The sequence below is a fragment of the Hwangdonia seohaensis genome (assembly GCF_031932625.1).
Lineage (GTDB): Bacteria > Bacteroidota > Bacteroidia > Flavobacteriales > Flavobacteriaceae > Hwangdonia > Hwangdonia seohaensis.
The window spans coordinates 190,801-211,491 of sequence record NZ_JAVSCK010000003.1; the positions used below are offsets into that span (position 1 = coordinate 190,801).

Consider the following 20,691-nt stretch of genomic DNA (forward strand, 5'->3'; position numbering starts at 1 on the left):
TAATTAATTAAGAAATCTATAATCTCTGATAGCTATGCCCGCTTTCCAAAATCCTGTTGCAACATTTATAATTGGGATTTCTTTTAAGATTCCATCTGATAAGATTTTATCAATTCCCATTTCTAATACATCCGCTCCAATTTCTTTTAATTCAGTTTTTGAAATAGTGTCAACTAATGATGTAGATAGCTCTTTTTTTTCTTCGTTTTCTGATTCCAAATTTATATTAGTTATTTCGCAACTAAGATATGTTAAAGAATTTCAAAAAGAAAATTTGGATATTATTTTTCCGTGTTAAGGATTGATGCCCTTCGACAAGTTCAGGGTAAACTCATCCTTTTTAAAAATTGAAGAGCTATTAATATTGCTCTGAAGTAAGCATTAACAGATTACCATATCGCTCACCCCTCACAATGATGATGTGTTTGGTTTTTTTAGCTATTCGAAAACTATCTTCTCTAATTCAATAGACTTTTTAACACTTTGATTGTTTAAAAATACAACCGTTATTCTCTGTTTGTTTTTAAAACTGTACCCATTCAAATAGCCAAAACAGTCTTCGTTAATGTTGTTGGTAGAAACATTATTAATTGATAAAATTTTATCGCCAGAGCGCATTCCTAAATGATATGCTTCTGAGTTATCCAGCACCCACTTTACTTTGTAACACCTATTTTGTATGGCAACATCAAATCCAAATGTTTTAAATGGTTCAATATTTTGGTTTGGTTTGTAAGGTTTAAAATAAAACCACCCGTTTTTATAATCGAGAGTTACAGCACCATATTTTAAAATGCGTGCTCCAATTCGTGGTGCGCTAATTTTAGAAAATTGCGAATAAAAGTTAATAAATGTTGTACTGCCTAATTGTAAACTTTTCACTTTTTCTTTGTAACGGTTGGAGATTTTTATATCGTCCATTGAAACGCCAAAAGAGAATTCTCCAGTAAATTTAAGAGCTTCGTTTGGGTTTGATTTAGTTAGCCTTTTTTCCACGTCGCTAGTTTTTGGGCTGTAAAAATCGCCAGAACCAGAATCGAATTCTATATATTCTTTTTTGCCATTTAGTCTTAATTGTAGGTTAGGCAATCCGCGATGGCTTAATTTTAATTTTGTTCTGTTGTTTTTATTAACATCAACAGCCTTTTCATTTTCTTTAAGTCGAAAGGTTTTTGTAGCATAATTAAAATGTAAAATGACTTTATCGAAAAAATCTCGCCCAATCATTCCGTCTAATTCAAAACAGCTGTAAGGATATTTACTATGCAAATCGCTTACAATGGCTTTTCGGTTTTTAAATGACCAGTTGCCAAGTTTAATTTCTGGAACCGTTACTGATTTTATTTCAACTTCTTTTCTGTTAATGTCTACAATAGTGATAGATTTTGTTTGGTTGAAATTAAATTGGTTTTGAACCTCTTCTGAAATTTCAAAAATGCCTCCCGTGTCGACAAGAAATCTGAACGTTTTATTGCCAATTTGAACGGGAATAATTATTTTTTCTTTAATGAGCTCGAAAGACATTTTTCCGGTGTCATTATTTTTTTCAATTTTTTGGGTGTTTGCTTTTTGAATAACAAAACATAGTGCTATAAGAAAAGTTGCTAATTTCATTTTTTGAATTTAGGATGTAATTATTCAAACATATTGATAAATACATTTATGACGTATTTACTGTAGGATATGTTCAATCTCAAATATAAACAAATGCTAGTTAAAAAATTATTGATAAGAATTAAACGGATTTGAAAACGGCTGCAAACTGAAAACTGTTCACTACAAACTAACCCGCGTTAGGGATTGAGGTATTTGTTGGAGCTCGCCGACGCAGGAGGAAGCGACTACCGAAAGCCCGACCACTTGCCCTGAGCGCAGTCGAAGGGTTGTGGTAACGCCCAAATGCTTGATATTTTAAACTGAAATGGATAATGAAGACCCTTCGACTGCGCTTAGGGTGACATTGCGAATACGTTAGTTTATCGCAAAAGGCGCACTTAACTTAAAGGTTGGAATGGTAACCTGAAACTTTTTTGTGGTGGTGAAGTTTACCATGTTGTAATGGCCTTTCATAGCGCCAAAAGGCGAAGTTAACAAACAGCCCGAAGAATAGGTGTGCGATTCGCCCGGTTTTAAAACGGGTTTTTCGCCAATTACGCCTTCGCCGGAAACGATTTCAACATTGTTTAAGGCATCCATAATTTCCCAATGGCGCGCGTTAAGCTGCACCGAATCTTTACTTTGATTTTCGATGGTTACGGTATAGCCAAAGGCGTACTGGGTTTTATAATTTTTATAAAATGAGCCTTCGAAATTGGTTTCGACCGAAATTTTTATGCCACTCGTAACTTGTTGAACCATGTTAACTATTGATATACAATGCGTTTAGTCGGCTAAAATAATGAATATTACACGAGAATAACAAAATTTAACATCAACGATTGAAAATATTAGTTGAATGGTATTTTAATCGGGCTGTTAGTTGGAGATATTTACGGAGTTGCCTTCGCCCAAACCGATAATTTTATCGTAGCGTGCACCCAAATCGCGGTAATATACAATAACTTTATAATTGTTTTCGGTTTGGTAAAAATTGCCGCTTATGGCACCTTCGTCCAGCTTGTTGTTATTTACAGCCACGTATTTGTAGTTGTAAAATCCTTGTTTTAGTAATAGCGGTTTTGTGAATACTTTATTGTACTCATCGTAAATCATTTTGGTGCTTTCATTAATAGCGTAATTGTTAAAGTTACCGTATATATGTATGGTTTTGTCTTTTAAGCCCTCATTTGCCAATAACGAAAAATGCACCCAAACATAATCGGCCTCAATACTCGGATCGTCGGCATCAATATTGGTTATTAAATAATTGCCGTTAATATCGGGGTTATAGGTGTAGGGTTTGCTGGCTCTTTCGGTATTTGTAAATAAATAGTTGTGGTACAGGTCTTGTAAATCTATTTGCCTTACACCTATATTGGCGGCCCTAATATCCTTGTTTTCAAAATACAGATATTCGTTTCCGCCCCAAAAACTAGACTCGGTATCGTATTTGTAAATCAGTTTGTTGCCAATGGTGTATTGTGGTTTTAAATCTTGAATGGCCGTATTTAAATTGTTGTTTTGCACAACCAAGGTTTTTACATTTTGCTTGGGGTTGTTAAATTGCATGCTGTTTGATAAAATAACAATATCCACACGCTGTTTTTCTTCAATAAACTGTACATCCCTTGAGCGTTTTATGCTAACGCCAACATTGGTTTTGTCTTCGTAAATCATAAATTTTCTTGAGAAAACAAGCGCGTCGTCATCATTAAAAACACTTAACAGATAATTGCCGGAAACCTTTAAGCGTTTGGTTTGTGCGTTAGGAATGGTGAGTTTATAGTGCGAGTATATTTGATAGGTGTTTAGGGAATTCTCGTAATTTCGGATGCGCTGATTGTCGAACCCATCCAAATATTCAGATTTTACTAAAATGGAAGGTGTCCAATCAAAATTAAAATGCTCGATTTTATAGTAATAATCTTCTTCATCGCCATTTAGCGCATCAAATTCCAACACTACGTATTCCCCAAGTTTTAAAATTGGGAGTTGACTTTCTTTTGTGTTGCTTTTAAAAGCAATGGTTTTAATATAATCTGGTGGGTGAACTTCCTGTATTTGACCAAAGTGATTTTGGGGAAACCATGTGATAATTAAAAATAGGATAAGATTAAATCTCATTTTTTGCAGTAGTTTTTCGTAAATATAAACAAATTTAATGCCTGAATATTGCGATTGAACTTTAAGTAAACGTTTGCGTGCAAAATTATGTTTAAATTATTATGAAAACTGTATATTTAATTTGTATTTTTGCCCCGATTTTTAGACAACTAACTTCAATAAAAATAAATATGTCAAACGACATTCATATTAAAAAAGGTCTGGACATTAAACTTAAGGGTGAAGCTGAAAAAATCGTTGAACAAGCGGTAATAAGTAACTACTACACCATAAGACCAGAAGATTTTCACAGTGTTATTCCAAAACTTGTCGCAAAAGAAGGTGCCACGGTTAAAGCTGGAGGCACTTTGTATTTTGATAAATCTAACGAGGACATCAAATTTTCCTCACCTGTATCGGGGAAAGTCTTGGAAATAGTTCGCGGACCCAAAAGACGCATTGACGCCATTAAAATTCAAGCTGATAAAGCACAGTCTTATCAAGATTATGGAACCTTTAACTTGGATGCTGCAACTTCAGATTCGGTTAAAGCACATTTATTGGCATCGGGTTGTTGGCCGTTTGTAAAACAACGTCCGTACGATGTTGTTGCAAACCCAGACAAGTCGCCAAAAGCGATTTTTATTTCGGGCTATGCAAGCGCACCATTGGCAGCCGATTTAGATTTTACCCTACAAGGCAAAGAAGCAGAATTACAAGCCGCAGTTACAGCACTTGCTAAACTTACAGAAGGCAAAGTGCATGTATCGGTTGGAAAAAAATCCAATTCACCATTAGCGGGTTTATCTGGTATTACGTTACATAAGGTTTCTGGCCCTCATCCTTCGGGAAATGTGGGAACCCAGATTAATAAAATAGACCCTGTAAATAAAGGCGAAGTGGTTTGGACGGTAAATCCGCAAGACTTGGTTATTATAGGAGAATTGTTGCTTACCGGGAAGTTTAATGCCGAACGCATTGTAGCTCTAGTAGGCTCTTCAGTTGAAAAACCAAGATATTTCAAAACTAAAATTGGTAGCGAAGTGGCTACTATGGTTTACGATAAAGGCATTTCAAAAGACGCCAATGCACGTATAATTTCCGGTAATGTTTTAAGCGGAAAACAGGTAGAGCCAGATGGTAGTTTAGATTATTACAGCAATGTGATTTCAGTAATTCCAGAAGGAGACGATTATGAGTTTTTTGGATGGAACAAACCAATCTTCAACAAAATTTCCACATCGAGAGCCATGACATTTTCTTGGTTAAATCCGAAGAAAAAATACGATTTAAATACCAACACCAATGGCGAGCATCGTGCTTTTGTAATTACAGGAACTTACGAAGCCGTTTTTCCTTTGGATATTTTTCCGATGCAAATACTAAAAGCGTGTATGTATCAAGATTTAGATGAAATGGAAGCTTTAGGCATGTACGAAGTGGCTCCTGAAGATTTTGCGTTAACAGAATTTGTTTGTGTGTCTAAACAACCACATCAAAAAATTATAAGAGAAGGTTTAGACTTAATGCTTAAAGAAATTGGATAATAAAGTGGTCGCTGAGGTTCTCGAAGCGACATTTTAAAATAATAAACTTGAAAAATGGGTTTAAAAAACAGTTTACATAATTTTAAGGAAAAGAATAAAAACAAAAAGTGGATACCGGCATTTAATGCTATCCATACGTTTTTATACTTACCAAACGAGACCACACATAATGGGACTCATATTAAAGTTGCCGACGATTTAAAACGTACCATGAATACGGTTATTATGGCCATGGTGCCATGTTTAATTTTTGGTATGTTTAATGCAGGCTATCAGCATCATTTAGCTTTAGGCGAAATTCAAGCCGTTACCGGAAGTTTCTTTAGTTCAGAATTTTGGACCATGGATAATTTCTTAATCGGTTTCTGGAAAATATTACCATTGGTAATAGTGTCTTACGGTGTTGGTTTGGGTATTGAATTTATATTCGCCATAATTAACGGACACGAGGTTGAAGAAGGCTATTTGGTAACCGGTATGTTGGTACCGCTTATTGTACCGGTTGATATTCCGCTTTGGATGTTAGCAGTAGCCGTAGTTTTTGGTGTTGTAATCGGAAAAGAGGTTTTTGGTGGCACAGGAATGAATATTCTTAACCCCGCATTAACTATACGTGCCTTCCTTTTCTTTGCATATCCAACTTGGATGAGTGGCGATAAAGTGTGGGTTCACGGTGCTGTGGAGCGCGACCAAATGATTGCCGCTGGCGAGAATTTAGATGCCATTTCGGGCGAAACTATTTTAGGAGCTTTAGCACAAGGTAAAGAATTTGCTTATTCGGTCTCGGATATGTTTATAGGATTTATACCAGGCTCGATTGGAGAGACGTCTACCTTATTGATTCTCCTAGGAGGCTTGTTTTTAATATTTTCCAAAGTAGGAAGCTGGAGAATTATGTTGTCATCAGCCTTAGGCGCTATCGCGATGGGATTAATATTTAATGCTGTTGTAGATGCTGGCTGGATTACCGAAAGCAGTAAGTTTTACGGATTAATGAGCACGGTATGGTGGCATCATTTACTCATTGGTGGATTCGCCTTTGGTGCGGTGTTTATGGCTACAGATCCTGTAACCGCGTCGCAAACCACCAAAGGAAAATGGATATATGGTTTCTTAATAGGGTTTATTTCCATACTAATTCGTGTATTCAACCCAGCATACCCAGAAGGTGTTATGCTAGCTATATTATTAATGAATGTGTTTGCACCAACAATCGATCATTATATAGTAAAAGGTAATGTTAAGAAAAGAATGAAACGTGTAAAAGCTAAAGTTGCATAACGATGGAAAATAGAACAGATAAAAATTCATATACTATAATGTTTGCCATAATCATGGTAATAGTAGTTGGTGCTTTATTAGCATTTTTGGCATCGTCATTAAAGCCAAGAATTACTGAAAACGAGCGTTTAGAAAAGCAACAAAACATTTTGTATGCTATGGGTGTTAACGATAACGACGAAACCAGCGCCAATTTTGTGTCGACCAAAGACGCCCCGGGATTATTCGAAAAATATATCAAAAAACAATTGGTAATTCAGGACGGACAAGTAACTGAAGACGACCAAGCCTATTTAATTGATGTTAAAAAGGAACAAGCAAATGCCAAAGCAGGTATCGCAAGACGCCTACCATTGTTTGTTGGAGAAAAAGACGGTAAAACATATTACATAGCACCCATTAGAGGCAAAGGGCTTTGGGACGCTATTTGGGCCTATATAGCTATGGATAAAGACATGGTTGTGAAAGGTGCATTTTTTGACCATGCTGCCGAAACGCCAGGGTTAGGAGCCAATATTAAACAACGTTATTTTATGGACGATTTTATTGGTGAGCATCTAATGAGCAACGGTACTTTTAAAGGTATTAACGTGGCCAAAGGGAATGCCGATCCAAGAAATGAAGATAAAACAGATAATGCCGTAGATGCCATTGCGGGAGCAACCATTACAGGTGATGGTGTATCAGCAATGATAAGAAACGATTTGAAGCTTTACGTGCCTTATTTTGAAAATTTAAAACAATAAAGAATGGGACTATTATCAAAAAAAGACAGCAGATTAATATTAGATCCATTAGCAGATAACAACCCAATTACCATTCAAGTATTAGGTATTTGTTCTGCTTTAGCAATTACTGCAGAGTTAGAAGCATCTATCGTAATGTCTATTTCTGTACTATTTGTAATGGGGGTTGGTAACGTGGTAATCTCGTTAATGCGTAATGTAATACCATCAAAAATCAGAATTATTGCGCAACTTATTGTGGTTGCTACATTGGTAATTATAGTAGATTTAGTGCTAAAGGCCTTTGCATACGAATTAAGTAAAACGCTTTCGGTATTCGTCGGATTAATTATTACCAACTGTATCATTATGGGACGTTTTGAAGCTTTTGCTTTGGCCAATGGAACATGGAGATCTTTCCTTGATGGTATTGGAAATGCATTAGGCTATGCCGTAATACTTATTATTGTTGGATTCTTTAGGGAATTACTGGGATCCGGAACTCTATTGGGAATACCGGTTTTAGGAGATCCAATTGAAAAAACAGGCTTATATGCTATTGGTTATGAAAATAACGGATTTATGTTATTATCGCCAATGGCGCTTATAGTGGTAGGTATCATTATTTGGGTACAACGTACAAAAAACAAAGCATTAGTAGAAGATCATTAAATAAGTTGGCAGGAAGCCGTCAGCGGTGGGCAGTTAAATGCTAACCGAAGACTGAAAACTGAGAACTGAAGACTAAAAGAATATGGAACATATAGAATTATTTTTCAAATCAATATTTATTGACAACATGGTATTCGCTACATTCTTGGGAATGTGTTCTTACCTTGCTGTATCTAAAAAGGTGAGTACAGCAGTTGGTCTGGGCGCTGCGGTAATTTTCGTATTAGCTATAACAGTACCATTAAACTGGCTGCTTGATCAGTATCTTTTACAACCTGGCGCATTAACCTGGTTAGGTGAAGAATTTGCAGATTACGATTTAAGTTTCTTATCATTCATCATGTTTATTGCTACCATAGCCACCATGGTGCAATTGGTAGAAATTGTAGTAGAAAAGTTTTCACCAGCATTATATAACTCACTTGGTATTTTCTTACCCTTAATTGCCGTAAACTGTGCTATTTTGGGAGGTTCGTTATTTATGCAATCTCGTGAAATTGCAACCTTAGGCTTGGCGTTAAACTATGGTGTAAGTTCAGGAATAGGGTGGTTTTTAGCTATTTTAGCTATCGCAGCCATTCGTGAAAAAATCAGATATTCAAACGTGCCACCGGCATTACGTGGATTGGGAATCACGTTTATTATAACAGGCTTAATGGCCATAGGTTTTATGAGTTTTGGCGGGATGTTAACTGGAGGCGACGAAGAAGCGCCTGTTGAAGAAACGACGGTAAAAGTTGAAGAACCCCAAAAGGATTCGGAACAAGAAAAAGTAGTAGCTAACAACATAAAAGTAAACGAGTAATATGATTTTGGCAGCAGGTACATTAGGAACAATTATAGCAACAGTAACAGCCTTTTTGGTTATTACTTTGTTGTTGGTAACATTACTATTAGTTGTAAAACAAAAATTATCGCCATCTGGTCCAGTTAAAATAACCATTAATGGCGAAAAAGAAATTGAAGTGGCTTCTGGAGGCACTTTATTAACCACTTTGAGCGCACAGAAAATATTTTTACCATCGGCTTGTGGTGGCGGCGGAACATGTATTCAGTGCGAATGCCATGTATTGGAAGGCGGCGGAGAGGCTTTACCTACCGAAACCCCTCATTTTACTCGTAAAGAGTTAAAAGATGGCGCACGTTTATCATGTCAGGTAAAAGTAAAACAAGATATGGTTATTACCATTCCGGAAGAAGTGTTCGGAATTAAAAAATGGGAAGCCACCGTTGTGCGTAATTATAACGTGGCATCTTTTATAAAGGAATTTGTTGTTGAAATTCCAGAAGATATGGGATATAAAGCGGGTGGCTATATTCAAATTGAAATACCAGAATGTGAAATTAAATATTCTGATATTGATATTACGGCGCATCCAGAAGAGCATGATTCACCAGATAAGTTTCAAGAAGAATGGGATAAATTTGGACTTTGGCCATTGGTAATGAAAAACGATGAAACAGTAGAACGAGCCTATTCAATGGCGTCCTATCCTGCTGAAGGTCGAGAAATTATGCTAAATGTGCGTATTGCAACCCCGCCATGGGATCGCAATAAAAACGGTTGGATGGACGTAAACCCAGGAATAGCATCATCGTATATATTCGCTCAAAAACAAGGTGATAAGGTAACTATTTCAGGACCTTACGGCGAGTTCTTTATCAACGAATCCGATTCCGAAATGCTTTATGTTGGTGGTGGAGCAGGTATGGCGCCCATGCGTTCACATTTATACCACTTATTCAAAACCCTAAAAACGGGCAGAAAAGTGACTTATTGGTATGGTGGTCGTTCAAAACGTGAACTGTTCTATATTGAGCATTTCAGGGAATTGGAAAAGGACTTTCCTAACTTTAAGTTCTATATGGCATTATCTGAACCTATGGAAGAAGATAACTGGAAAGTGAAAAAAGATATAAATGACGAAGCAGGTGATGGTTTCGTTGGATTTATTCACAACTGTGTGATTGATAATTATTTAAACCATCACGAAGCTCCTGAAGATATCGAGTTATATTTCTGTGGTCCGCCATTAATGAACAAAGCCGTTCAGAAAATGGGAGAGGATTTTGGTATACCAGACGAGCATATTAGATTTGATGACTTTGGAGGATAGATCGCTAAGCGATATTTGATTATAAATAAAACCCAATGCGAAAGTGTTGGGTTTTTTGTTTAAATGGGTGCTTTAAAACAGGGAGATTAATATTCTAAAAGGAAAGTTCTAACTCATATTTTGGGCTATCATTTTCAAGCTCAAAACACTTAGTGTAATCCATGGTATTTGAGACACCATCCAGTTCGCATAAAAAGCCAATCACTGCAATTAAACCATCAAACAACACATCGTTATCGTTTGGGATTTTAGGTTTGTTGTTTTTATGATGAAGTGGTAATTGATAACCACAAGCAGTTAAAAAAACAGCTTCAATCTGCAATAATTCCAAAGGCGAATAACCATTGAACTTCCTCCCTAAATTTTGATGTACCCTTCCTATGTAATTTAACTGCAATGCACCGTGGTAATCAGACAAATGTTGCCATCCATCGGTCTTGTCCAATATATTTCCAACGGCACACTGTTTACAACATTCAGGAAACAGTTGGTTGCTGTAATAGGCCGTATAAAGTTTTTTAATTGCAGATTCTAATCGATTAGAAGTTTTCATAAATTGAAAATTTGGTATATAAATTACAAAAATAATCTGAATTAATAATGTTAAAATTGAAAATTGGCCAACCGTTTTTAAGTGAGATTCATATCGTTTTTCGATTAAAACCTTGTTGAAAGGGTGTAGAAATTAATGTTTCCGCTAGCGGATTAAATAGTTTTAATATACTTTGTTAATCAGTTTTTGAAAGCCTAACAATTTCTTTTAAGTAATCTTCAATCGAGTTTTCTACAAGCATCTCATTAACAATTCTTTCTGTGTAATGCTGTTTTCTTTTAAGCATACTTAAAAAAACAGTGTCTTGTATAAGTTTAAGTTGGCGCTACGTGTCTGGTTTATAAAACAAGCCCTTTTTTATCATATATGGTTCAATAGCAGTATGCCATAATCGTTGGGAAATTATTTCTTCTTCGCTATAATCTTCCAACACATCTTTCCAAGAAACCAAATAGTTTTTTAAAGTATCGTTTGTAATTAAATTAATATCTCCAGAGCTAATTAAAGATTCTATGGTACCGTTTGATGCATTATAGGTATAACCACCAAACATGTTTTTTCCATAATTAAAAATAGAATCGATGGCTTTGGGATTAGGAAATTTATCAATATTCCTTAAAACGATGTTTTGCTTGTTTAATGTGTTAATATGCAATTCTTTTATTCTGTTAAAATCATTCAGATTATTTTTAAAGTCTTTGTGGAGGGCTTTCAAAATAGATATCTCTTTATTTCTATCTTTTCTGTTTTCGTTCCAATTATTAATAGAAAGCGCTATTAAAATACCAATAACGACCAGGATTATTTCGCCAATGGCATATTTGAAGTATTTACCCGTTTTGTTTTGTTCCATAAGATTGTAACGTATTTTTCTAAAGAATTTAATCATAAACCTGCTGTTGTAAGTAAAGGAAGTTAATGGCGGTGTTTAAGTTGATTATAATATCAGTTTTTATAACACATAAAATGTTGCAATATCAAATAGGTTTTAAAGTTAAACAATTTTATCTATCATTTTATAAATAGTATTTTTGTAGCATGAGCAAACCACTTTCAAAACAGGAATTACATAATTTGGCAATGAACCATGTTGGAAAAGACTTGGAGCAACGTGGTTTTGAGTTTATTGCCGTTAATAGTAAACTAAAAAAACATCCGCAATTTGTTTGTATCGATAAAAACAAGCAGTATTATTTTGTTATTGTACGCGCTGTAATTTTGCCGGATAACCCCAATAATTACGATGTAGTTTGGATGGAATCCTTTAAAAAGCATGCCCGGGAAAACGATGCAAAAGTGCTTTATGCGGGCGTTGGATTGGGCAATGTAAATGGCGAAAATCTGCCCATTTATTTAAACGAAGAATATTTGATGGAATATAACGGCATACAGGTTTTAGAAACCAATTTAAACTAGACTCAAGATGGGAGGAGATAGAAAAAAGAGTTTTTGTCTGTTGGAAGGCAGTCGATGTCTTATGATTTTGGTTGTCATTATCTCGTTGGTTTCATGCAAAAAAGAACATAAAAACACCATACTTGAAGGTGCCGTTTTTGGGACGTATTATAGAATGACTTACGATTCCGATATTAACTATCAAAAGCAAATTGATAGCTTGTTTTATGTGATTAATAAATCGATGTCTACCTATCAAGTAAACTCAGATATTTCAAAAATAAATAATAATGAAGATGTTGAGGTTGATACCCATTTCGAAACAGTTTTTAAGGCCTCTAAAGAAATTTATAAAGCCACCAATACAGCTTTCGACCCAACCATAGGCGCCGTTGTAAATGCTTGGGATTTTGGGCCAGAAGGTAAAATAGCCAATCTCGATAGCCTTAAAATTGACAGTTTAATGCAATCAGTTGGATATGATAAAGTGAAGCTGACAAATAAACGGGTTGTAAAGCAAAAAGAAACATTTTTAGATTTTAATGCCATAGCAAAAGGCTATGCGGTTGATTTGGTTTCAGAATTTTTGGAAAGCCAGAATGCAAAAAATCATTTGGTCGATATTGGTGGTGAGTTGAGGGCAAGCGGTATTAATATCGAAAAAAAAACGGGATGGCGCGTAGGTGTGGAAAACCCTAATTTTGATGGCACGCAATCCATAAATCGAGCTATAACTTTAAAGGATGAGGCTATGGCGACTTCCGGAACTTACAGAAAGTTTAAAGTAGATGAAAACGGGAATCGCTATGCGCATATCATCGACACAAAAACGGGCTACCCAAGTAAAACCAATTTGTTGAGTATTTCGGTTATTGCAGATAATTGTATGAATGCCGACGCTTATGCCACGGCTTTTAAAGCTATGGGAATTGAAAATGTGAAATCGTTTTTAAAAGCCCATAAAGAACTTAAAGTGTTTTTAATTTTTGAAAATAAAGAGAAAGCATTGGAAACTTTGGCCTTAAATGATTTTCCTGAGAATTAAATGGCATTGCTACATCAAACTGAACTTGTTTCGGTTTCTCATAATATTTAAAATTGTATTTTGTAATTACGAAACTACTTGTAACAAACCGGAATAATTTCACCTTTTGCCAAACGGTATTTTTCTATCGCCTCCTCGGAAAGATTGGCAGTATAATCCACTTCTTCAACCGTAAAACCAACACTCCGAAGTTTATCAAAATAATCGCGACCATAAATACGTACATGGTCGTATTGTCCAAAAATTTTAGCCCGTTCTTTTCGATCTGTAATAGAATCGTCTTCAAACGTTTCAGCCCGATTCAAATCTTGCGGAATTTGCAGAATAGCCATGCCTTTGGGCTTTAAAACACGATACAGTTCTTGCATCGCTTTGGTGTCGTCTGGGATATGCTCTAAAACATGGTTGCACAAAATAACATCGTAGCTGTCGTCCTTAAAAGGAAGATTGCAAATATCGGCTTTTACATCGGCCAAAGGTGAGTTCAAATCTGTAGTCGTGTAATCCAGATTTTTCATGGTTTTAAAGCGTTTGTAAAAGGCTTGTTCTGGTGCAAAATGCAGTACACGCTTTTCTGCTGAAAAGAAATCGGTTTCATATTTTAAATACAACCATAAAAGCCGGTGGCGCTCTAAACTTAAAGTAGATGGCGAAAGCACATTGTTACGTTGTGTGCCATATCCGTAGGGTAAAAAAGTTCTGAAGGATTTGCCATCAATAGGATCGGTGTATGTATTTCCTTTTAAAAAAAAAGCTACAATAGGACGGATAATGTAGCTTAACCTAATGAGTAAAGGTCTTGGGATTACGTTTAGTATAATTTTGAAGAGTTTTTTCAAATTGTTTCGCGGAGTTTCACAGAGAAATCGCAGAGATTCACTGAGCAGAATTAATAAATCGATTAATTCCGTTTTTTAATAGTTTGGTATGAAAGTTAATTAATAGTCCCAATGGATAGTTTCCTAATTTCATATATGTTAAAATCTGCTCAGAATGAACATCGGTAAAACATTCCACAGTTTTTAGTTCAACCACAATCTTATTTTCAACTAATAAATCAATTCTGTAGCCATGATCTAATTTAATGTCTTTATAAACTATTGGCAATGCAATTTCTTTTTTAACGTGTAAGCCAATAGATTTCAATTCAAAAAGCAAACATTCTTGGTAAGCAGATTCTAATAATCCAGGATCTAAAACACGATGCACATTTATTGCAGCTCCAATAATTTTTTTCGTTATTTTGTCATCCATAATCACTTCGTGTAACTCTGTGATTTCTCTGTGAAGCTCTGTGTAATAACTTTAAAGCACTAAAGCTTTCTGTCTAAACTCCTCTTCCTCGTTACTTTCAATACCTAAAGCTTCGTAAATATAGGCAAATGTAGAAAGCAACTCGGGTTTTCCATTTACTAACGCCACATTGTGTTCAAAATGGGCACTTGGTTTGTTATCTAAAGTGGTAATGGTCCAACCGTCTCTGTGTTGTTTTATGCGGTGTGTTCCCATATTAATCATAGGTTCAATGGCTACTACCATACCCTCGATAAATTTTTTGCCACGACCGCGTTTCCCGTAATTTGGCATTTCAGGATCCTCGTGCATTTTGCTGCCCAAACCATGACCAACCAATTCTCTTACAACCCCATAGCCGTGGTCTTCGCAATATTTTTGAATGGCATAACCCACATCGCCAACACGGTTTCCTTTTTTAAAAGCCCTAATGCCTTCGTATAAAGATGCTTTGGTAACATGTAGTAGTTTTTCTGTTTCGGGGGCAATTTCTCCAACAGCAAACGTAAAGGCGTGATCACCGTAAAAACCATTTTTTAAAGCGCCACAATCTATAGAAATAATGTCACCTTCTTTAAGCGGCTCGTTTGTTGGGAAACCGTGAACTACTTGTTCGTTTGGGCTCATACAAAGGGTGTTTGGGAAATCATATAACCCTAAAAAACCGGGTATGGCACCATGGTCTCTTATGTGTTCTTCGGCAATTTTATCTAATTGAAGTGTTGTTACTCCAGGTTTTACTTCTTGGGCAAGTATGCCTAAGGTTTTAGAAACTATCAATGCGCTTTCTCGCATCAATTCAATTTCTTCGGGTGTTTTTACTACAATCATCTTTTAAAAAATATGTGCAAAGATACTTAAAAATATAATTCTAATTATTTTGGTTTTATATGACTTTTGGCATTTTCTATCATCTTTAAAACAAATAATTTTGTATTACAAATACCCGAAAAATGTACAAAGTAGGTAGTGCCCAAGAAGTAGTAAAAAAAATTAAAAGTAACGATAGAGTTTATATTCAAGCAGCTGCAGCAGCTCCGCAGTTATTAATGAATGCGATGTCTGAAAGGCATGAAGAATTACGAGATGTTGAGGTTTGCCATTTACACGTTGAAGGAGAAGCGCCCTATGCAAACCCAGAAGTAAAAGATAGTTTTCACGTCAATTCATTTTTTATAGGAAGCAACGTTAGACATACATTAACTGCCGGCAACGGATCATATACACCTGTTTTTTTAAGTGAATTGCCTCTATTGTTCAAACGGAATATATTACCGCTAGACGTGGCATTAATTCACGTGTCCGTTCCAGATAAGCACGGTTATTGCTCATTAGGTGTATCGGTTGAAGCGACTTTGGCAGCCATAGAAAACGCAAAAACGGTTATTGCTCAAGTAAACCCTCAAATGCCAAGAACACATGGCGACGGCATAATACACCATACCGAAATTGATTTGTTTGTAGAATGCGATGTGCCCATACCAACACACAATATGGGTAAACCTACAGCTATTGAAAATAAAATTGGGGCTTATGTGGCAAGTTTGATTGAAGACAAAAGCACATTGCAAATGGGAGTTGGATCTATTCCCAATGCTGTTTTGTCGCAACTTACACATCATAAAAATTTAGGATTACACACCGAAATGTTTTCAGATGGTGTTATCGATTTAATTCTGAATGATGTTATTAACGGAAACTATAAAACCATTAATCCAGGTCGCGCGTTAACCACTTTTTTAATGGGTTCAAAACGATTGTACGACTATGTAGATGATAATCCTTTTGTAGAAATGAGAGCTTCAGATTATGTAAATGATGTTTCAATAATTAAGCAAAACCCTAAAATGGTCGCTATTAATTCTGCTATTGAGGTAGATGTAACGGGACAAGTTTGTGCAGATTCAATAGGGTCAAAAATGTACTCGGGCGTTGGTGGACAAATGGATTATATCCGGGGCGCATCACTCAGCGAAGGCGGAAAAGCAATTATTGCATTACCATCAGTAACACGTACGGGAATTAGCAGAATTGTACCGAGCTTAAAACCGGGAGCGGGTGTCGTTACTACACGTGCGCATGTACATTACGTGGTTACCGAGTATGGCATCGCAAATTTATATGGCAAAACTATTAAACAACGCATTAAAGCCTTGGTAGATATAGCGCATCCCGATCACAGGGCATCTATTGAAAAAACGTATTTTGAACTGATTTAAACTTTATTTCATTTATTGTTTGAAGAAACTAAAGAAGCCTTTTTTCTTTATAGGCAGGTTTGGTTTGGTATTGGTAAGCATTTGGTAAACTTCACCCCAACCTATAAAGCCACCAATATTTCTATCGTCAATAAATAAATCGGCATGGATTTTTCTGCTTATTTTACTGCTGTATTCTTCTTCCGAAAAGCTACTATTTACAGCGTAAAAAACAACACCGTTATTTTCGCAAAAAGTAACAGCTTCGTTTAGCCTGTCACCGCACCTATACGTCCATAAAATCAAACGATGTCCTTCTTCCTGTAATTTTTTTAGGGTTTCAAAAGCAAATAGTTTTGGCTTTCCTATTTTTGGATAGGCGTCCTCCACGATAGTGCCATCAAAATCTACGGCGATTATAAGCGTTTGGTTAAAATCCATTTTTCGAATTACAGACTTGAGTTAGACGCAAAAGTACAATAATTTACGCACTAAGTGATGTTTTAGAATTCTAGTACATTAACGCTTTTCAATAAATTTCACAGCTTAAACCAAAGCATGTTGCGTCATCGCTTCAGGTTGCGGAACGCCCATAAGTTTTAAAATGGTTGGTGCCATATCGCCTAAAATACCATCTTTAATGTCTTTTAAATCGTTATCGATTAAAATAACGGGAACAGGATTTGTGGTATGTGCTGTATTGGGCGTGCCGTCTGGATTTATCATGGTTTCACAATTACCGTGATCTGCTATAAGCAGGGTTGAATACCCGTTTTCCAATGCCGTTGTTACCACGTCTTTTACGCATTCATCTACGGCTTCACAGGCTTTTATGGCAGCTTCCATAACGCCGGTGTGCCCAACCATATCGCCATTTGCAAAGTTTAAACACACAAAATCTACCTCGCCCTTTTGTAATTCCGGTACTAAAGCATCGCGTAATTCATAAGCGCTCATTTCGGGTTTTAAATCGTATGTGGCTACTTTTGGTGAGTTTCTTAAAATGCGGGTTTCGCCATTAAATGGTTCTTCGCGTCCGCCAGAAAAGAAAAAGGTAACATGAGGATATTTTTCGGTTTCGGCAATTCGAATTTGTTTTTTGTTGTGTTTTTCCAATACTTCACCCAAAGTTTCATTTAGGTTTTCTTTATTGAAAATAACGTTGATGTTTTTATAAGTATCGTCATAATTGGTAAGCGTCACATAATGCAAATTGAGTTTATGCATGTTTTGCTCATGAAAATTGGTTTGGGTTAAAGCCTCGGTTAACTCACGACCGCGATCGGTTCTGAAATTGAAGAATATTACAACATCATCGTCTTTAATTTGTGCGATAGGATTGTTGGCCTCATCAACTGCAATAATGGGTTTTATAAACTCATCGGTGATATCGTTTTTATAACTTTTTCTGATAGTTTCGGTAATGTTGGTCGATTTTTCGCCAACGCCATTTACCACGGCATCGTAAGCTAATTTGATGCGTTCCCAACGTTTATCCCTGTCCATAGCGTAGTAACGACCGGTTACCGTTGCTAGTTTGGTGTTTGTTTTTTCAATGTGGTTTTCAAGTTCGGTTACAAAACCATAACCTGATTTTGGGTCTACATCGCGCCCATCGGTAAAAGCGTGCACAAAAGTATTGGTTAATCCAAAATCGTTGGCGGCGTCAATTAAACCCAATAAATGGTTGATATGCGAGTGAACGCCACCATCGCTTAATAAACCTAAAAAATGAACATTTTTATGGTTGTTTTTGGCATAGTTAAACGCATCAACTAAAACCTGTTCGTTATTAAGCGTTTTGTTTTTTACGGCTAAGTTTACTTTAACAAGATCTTGATATACAATACGTCCGGCACCTAAATTCATATGGCCAACTTCGCTATTTCCCATTTGCCCCTCGGGTAAACCAACATGCAAGCCATCGGTACGCAACGTTGCAAAAGGGTATTTTTTATATAGTGAATCAATAAATGGGGTGTGGGCATGATCGATTGCTGAAACCTTTGGATCTGGAGAATTTCCCCAACCGTCAAGAATCATTAAGATAACTTTTTTGTTCATTTTTTGTGAGAATTTTTGAGTATCCAAAGATAGTGAGATTATAAAAAAAATCCTCGCTAAAACGCTTCAAAAAGCTTTTAAATAACGGATTTTTACGAGTATCTCAACAAAAAAGCTTTAACATAATAAAATGTGAAATCAATGTTAAAAATATGTTATTAATTATTTTTTCTGTAACAGATCGAGATTTTTGTCGTCTCTTTAGTATATCAAAAAACGAAATCAATTCAAATCAATAATCAAATTAAAATCTTTCATCATGAAAAAAACAATCATTATTTCCGCAATCGCATTATGCTTTTCAGTAGTATCAGTAAATGCAAAATCAATTAATGAAACCGTTAAAGATTACAGTGTAGAAACAGTGGCACAAGTCAGCCCTTTTTGTGTGTCTATTGCAAAAGGCGACTTTGAAACCGTTAAAAAACTTGTTAGTTTAGGGGCGGATGTCAATAAGAAATCTAACGGGATGACACCGGTTATGTATGCTGCTAAATACAACAGAACAGACATTTTGAAATTTTTAATTGCTAAAGGCGCTAAGTTAAAAACCAAATGTCCTAAAGGTTTAACTGCTGTTAAGTACGCACAACAGTCTAATGCCAAAGAAGCTTTAGCTATTTTAGAAGAAGCTTTAGCTTAAAGATATAAATAATTTTTAATAATTATTTAGAGCTAGTCACTCATAAAAAGTCTTGTTTTTAACAAGGCTTTTTATTATTGTTTTTTATACTTTTTAATAGATTCTTGAATTTTCTCAATCCTATTATCTGGGTCTGGATGCGAGCTTTGAAATTCCGGAACTCGATCAGGGCCGGCAGCATCCTTTAAAATTTCCATAACGCCAATCATTTCTTGAGGGTTATAACCCGATTTAAGCATAAATAAAACACCAAGATCATCGCTTTCCAATTCGTCACCACGACCATTTTTAAGTAACGTTTGTTGCCCAATGCCACTTACCAATCCGCCCATATCGGCACCTACCGATGCGCCGGTTGTTACCGTTTGCCAAAAGTCGCTTTCTGCAATTCGTTCAGCAGAATGACGCCCTAAAACATGACCAATTTCGTGCCCCAAAACACCAGCTAATTGGTCTTCGTTTTCTAACTTAGAAAACAAGGCGTAGGTAATAAATATTTGTCCACCGGGTAGCGCAAAGGCATTTATAGTGTTCTCGTCGGCCAAAAGATGAAAGTCGTATTTGTATGGCGTATCTTTTGCCATACTGTTATTAACAAGCTTGTTTCCTACTTGGTCCACTAAGGCTTGATATTGGTTGTTAGCGTGTAAGCCACCGTGTTGTTGAGCCATTTGCGGCGCATGTTGTAAACCAATGGCTATTTCTTGATCCGAGGTCATATTAATGGTTTGCACTCTGCCGGTATACGCATTTCTCTCTTTACTATTGCATTTTTTAATAAATGCAAAAGCGACTATGGCCAAACCAATTAATAATCTAATCTTAAAATTTCTACTTCTCATAAATAGATGTTTATTGTTTTAAATTTACAAAAAATAATCACTGTAATTTGCAACCTGTTTTATTTACAATGTAAACACAGGCTTTAGACGCATTTTTTATGTTAGGGTCACGCATTAAATTTAAATGTTTTTAAAATGATGTTTTAATTAATGGTTAGAAAATATTTATCTTCACATAAAAATAGTTCATGGCTTTTCAGTTTAAAATTATTGATAAAAAGCAGATTGATTCCGTGATACCATTAGTTCAAAAACTAAATGGAAATCAAGTGTCTGACGCTATTTTAAAACAACGTTTCTCCGAAATGGTAAATCAGAATTACGAGTGTGCAGGTATTTTTGAAGGCGAAAAATTAATTGGAATTTCTGGCTTATGGTTTTGCACACGGCACTATTCTGGAAAAAGTGTTGAACCAGACCATGTTTTTATTGATGATGAGTATCGCGGCAAAGGTTTGGGAAAACAATTTTTTGAATGGATTTATAACTACGTTAAGCTAAAAGGTTATGAATCAGTGGAATTGAATACTTACGTGAATAATTATCCTTCGCACAAATTTTATTACAACGAAGGGTTTGAGATTTTGGGCTACCATTTTTTTAAAAAGTTGTAG

General features: G+C 35.8%; 23 protein-coding genes. 11 read left to right on the plus strand and 12 right to left on the minus strand.

All coding sequences use genetic code 11. The features are described 5' to 3' along the window. Positions 1 to 3: 3 nt before the first annotated feature. The 4 genes from RNZ47_RS09915 to RNZ47_RS09930 all read right to left on the minus strand — a co-directional run bounded on the left by RNZ47_RS09915 (position 4) and on the right by RNZ47_RS09930 (position 3,723). Positions 4 to 219, minus strand: coding sequence for a hypothetical protein (locus RNZ47_RS09915; RefSeq protein ID WP_311939472.1), 216 nt, complete (start codon positions 217 to 219; stop codon positions 4 to 6). Between the two features lie 219 nt (positions 220 to 438). Then, positions 439 to 1,614: an aspartyl protease family protein gene (locus RNZ47_RS09920; RefSeq protein ID WP_311939475.1), complete on the minus strand. Its 1,176-nt coding sequence runs from the start codon at positions 1,612 to 1,614 to the stop codon at positions 439 to 441. A gap of 357 nt (positions 1,615 to 1,971) precedes the next feature. After that, positions 1,972 to 2,358, minus strand: a complete 387-nt coding sequence (apaG, locus tag RNZ47_RS09925; protein WP_311939478.1) for a Co2+/Mg2+ efflux facilitator ApaG/CorD — start codon at positions 2,356 to 2,358, stop codon at positions 1,972 to 1,974. A 117-nt stretch (positions 2,359 to 2,475) separates the two neighbouring features. Next, positions 2,476 to 3,723: a type IX secretion system plug protein gene (locus RNZ47_RS09930; RefSeq protein WP_311939480.1), complete on the minus strand. Its 1,248-nt coding sequence runs from the start codon at positions 3,721 to 3,723 to the stop codon at positions 2,476 to 2,478. A gap of 170 nt (positions 3,724 to 3,893) precedes the next feature. Here RNZ47_RS09930 and RNZ47_RS09935 point away from each other — a divergent pair, with 170 nt between their 5' ends. The 6 genes from RNZ47_RS09935 to nqrF all read left to right on the plus strand — a co-directional run bounded on the left by RNZ47_RS09935 (position 3,894) and on the right by nqrF (position 10,044). Next, a complete protein-coding gene (locus RNZ47_RS09935; RefSeq protein ID WP_311939483.1) occupies positions 3,894 to 5,249 on the plus strand; it encodes a Na(+)-translocating NADH-quinone reductase subunit A in 1,356 nt (451 codons plus the stop codon). 54 nt (positions 5,250 to 5,303) lie between these two features. Beyond that, positions 5,304 to 6,530 carry an NADH:ubiquinone reductase (Na(+)-transporting) subunit B gene (locus RNZ47_RS09940; RefSeq protein ID WP_311939485.1) on the plus strand — a complete coding sequence of 409 codons (1,227 nt, stop codon included), beginning with the start codon at positions 5,304 to 5,306 and terminating at the stop codon, positions 6,528 to 6,530. Between the two features lie 2 nt (positions 6,531 to 6,532). Further along, the gene (locus RNZ47_RS09945) at positions 6,533 to 7,276 is read left to right on the plus strand and encodes a Na(+)-translocating NADH-quinone reductase subunit C (RefSeq protein WP_311939488.1); all 744 of its coding nucleotides are present in this window, start codon (positions 6,533 to 6,535) and stop codon (positions 7,274 to 7,276) included. 3 nt (positions 7,277 to 7,279) lie between these two features. Beyond that, on the plus strand, positions 7,280 to 7,927 hold the full coding sequence (locus RNZ47_RS09950; protein WP_311939490.1) for an NADH:ubiquinone reductase (Na(+)-transporting) subunit D: 648 nt from the start codon (positions 7,280 to 7,282) through the stop codon (positions 7,925 to 7,927). A gap of 82 nt (positions 7,928 to 8,009) precedes the next feature. Beyond that, positions 8,010 to 8,732 carry an NADH:ubiquinone reductase (Na(+)-transporting) subunit E gene (gene nqrE / locus RNZ47_RS09955; RefSeq protein ID WP_311939493.1) on the plus strand — a complete coding sequence of 241 codons (723 nt, stop codon included), beginning with the start codon at positions 8,010 to 8,012 and terminating at the stop codon, positions 8,730 to 8,732. A gap of 1 nt (position 8,733) precedes the next feature. Beyond that, positions 8,734 to 10,044, plus strand: a complete 1,311-nt coding sequence (gene nqrF, locus RNZ47_RS09960) for an NADH:ubiquinone reductase (Na(+)-transporting) subunit F (RefSeq protein WP_311939496.1) — start codon at positions 8,734 to 8,736, stop codon at positions 10,042 to 10,044. Positions 10,045 to 10,138: 94 nt separating this feature from the next. On the opposite strand, the gene RNZ47_RS09965 is transcribed toward nqrF, so the two are convergent. Together RNZ47_RS09965 and RNZ47_RS09970 are read right to left on the minus strand one after the other, a co-directional pair. Further along, on the minus strand, positions 10,139 to 10,597 hold the full coding sequence (locus tag RNZ47_RS09965; protein WP_311939499.1) for a Na(+)-translocating NADH-quinone reductase subunit F: 459 nt from the start codon (positions 10,595 to 10,597) through the stop codon (positions 10,139 to 10,141). A gap of 325 nt (positions 10,598 to 10,922) precedes the next feature. Beyond that, on the minus strand, positions 10,923 to 11,486 hold the full coding sequence (locus RNZ47_RS09970; protein ID WP_311939501.1) for a DUF6090 family protein: 564 nt from the start codon (positions 11,484 to 11,486) through the stop codon (positions 10,923 to 10,925). 149 nt (positions 11,487 to 11,635) lie between these two features. Between RNZ47_RS09970 and RNZ47_RS09975 the strand changes: the two genes are divergently transcribed. Next, positions 11,636 to 12,013, plus strand: coding sequence for a DUF8840 domain-containing protein (locus RNZ47_RS09975; RefSeq protein WP_311939504.1), 378 nt, complete (start codon positions 11,636 to 11,638; stop codon positions 12,011 to 12,013). Positions 12,014 to 12,020: 7 nt separating this feature from the next. Further along, a complete protein-coding gene (locus RNZ47_RS09980; protein ID WP_311939507.1) occupies positions 12,021 to 13,037 on the plus strand; it encodes an FAD:protein FMN transferase in 1,017 nt (338 codons plus the stop codon). A 74-nt stretch (positions 13,038 to 13,111) separates the two neighbouring features. On the opposite strand, the gene RNZ47_RS09985 is transcribed toward RNZ47_RS09980, so the two are convergent. From RNZ47_RS09985 to map, 3 genes are read right to left on the minus strand one after another with little or no spacing between them, the layout of a single operon-like run. After that, the gene (locus RNZ47_RS09985; RefSeq protein ID WP_311939509.1) at positions 13,112 to 13,876 is read right to left on the minus strand and encodes a class I SAM-dependent methyltransferase; all 765 of its coding nucleotides are present in this window, start codon (positions 13,874 to 13,876) and stop codon (positions 13,112 to 13,114) included. Between the two features lie 37 nt (positions 13,877 to 13,913). Continuing rightward, positions 13,914 to 14,291, minus strand: coding sequence for a GxxExxY protein (locus RNZ47_RS09990; protein WP_311939512.1), 378 nt, complete (start codon positions 14,289 to 14,291; stop codon positions 13,914 to 13,916). A 51-nt stretch (positions 14,292 to 14,342) separates the two neighbouring features. Continuing rightward, positions 14,343 to 15,161, minus strand: coding sequence for a type I methionyl aminopeptidase (gene map / locus RNZ47_RS09995; RefSeq protein WP_311939514.1), 819 nt, complete (start codon positions 15,159 to 15,161; stop codon positions 14,343 to 14,345). 122 nt (positions 15,162 to 15,283) lie between these two features. Here map and RNZ47_RS10000 point away from each other — a divergent pair, with 122 nt between their 5' ends. Further along, positions 15,284 to 16,549, plus strand: a complete 1,266-nt coding sequence (locus RNZ47_RS10000) for an acetyl-CoA hydrolase/transferase family protein (RefSeq protein WP_311939517.1) — start codon at positions 15,284 to 15,286, stop codon at positions 16,547 to 16,549. A 12-nt stretch (positions 16,550 to 16,561) separates the two neighbouring features. On the opposite strand, the gene RNZ47_RS10005 is transcribed toward RNZ47_RS10000, so the two are convergent. Next, positions 16,562 to 16,969 (minus strand): BT0820 family HAD-type phosphatase, encoded by a 408-nt coding sequence (locus tag RNZ47_RS10005; protein ID WP_311939519.1) that lies wholly within the window; start codon positions 16,967 to 16,969, stop codon positions 16,562 to 16,564. 105 nt (positions 16,970 to 17,074) lie between these two features. After that, complete coding sequence (gene gpmI / locus RNZ47_RS10010) at positions 17,075 to 18,592, minus strand: 2,3-bisphosphoglycerate-independent phosphoglycerate mutase (protein WP_311939521.1); 1,518 nt, start codon at positions 18,590 to 18,592, stop codon at positions 17,075 to 17,077. 259 nt (positions 18,593 to 18,851) lie between these two features. Between gpmI and RNZ47_RS10015 the strand changes: the two genes are divergently transcribed. Then, positions 18,852 to 19,235, plus strand: a complete 384-nt coding sequence (locus RNZ47_RS10015; protein ID WP_311939524.1) for an ankyrin repeat domain-containing protein — start codon at positions 18,852 to 18,854, stop codon at positions 19,233 to 19,235. 74 nt (positions 19,236 to 19,309) lie between these two features. Here RNZ47_RS10015 and RNZ47_RS10020 read toward each other — a convergent pair whose 3' ends face one another. Next, positions 19,310 to 20,077 (minus strand): M48 family metalloprotease, encoded by a 768-nt coding sequence (locus RNZ47_RS10020; RefSeq protein WP_311939528.1) that lies wholly within the window; start codon positions 20,075 to 20,077, stop codon positions 19,310 to 19,312. Between the two features lie 188 nt (positions 20,078 to 20,265). Here RNZ47_RS10020 and RNZ47_RS10025 point away from each other — a divergent pair, with 188 nt between their 5' ends. Next, positions 20,266 to 20,691 (plus strand): GNAT family N-acetyltransferase, encoded by a 426-nt coding sequence (locus RNZ47_RS10025; RefSeq protein ID WP_311939531.1) that lies wholly within the window; start codon positions 20,266 to 20,268, stop codon positions 20,689 to 20,691.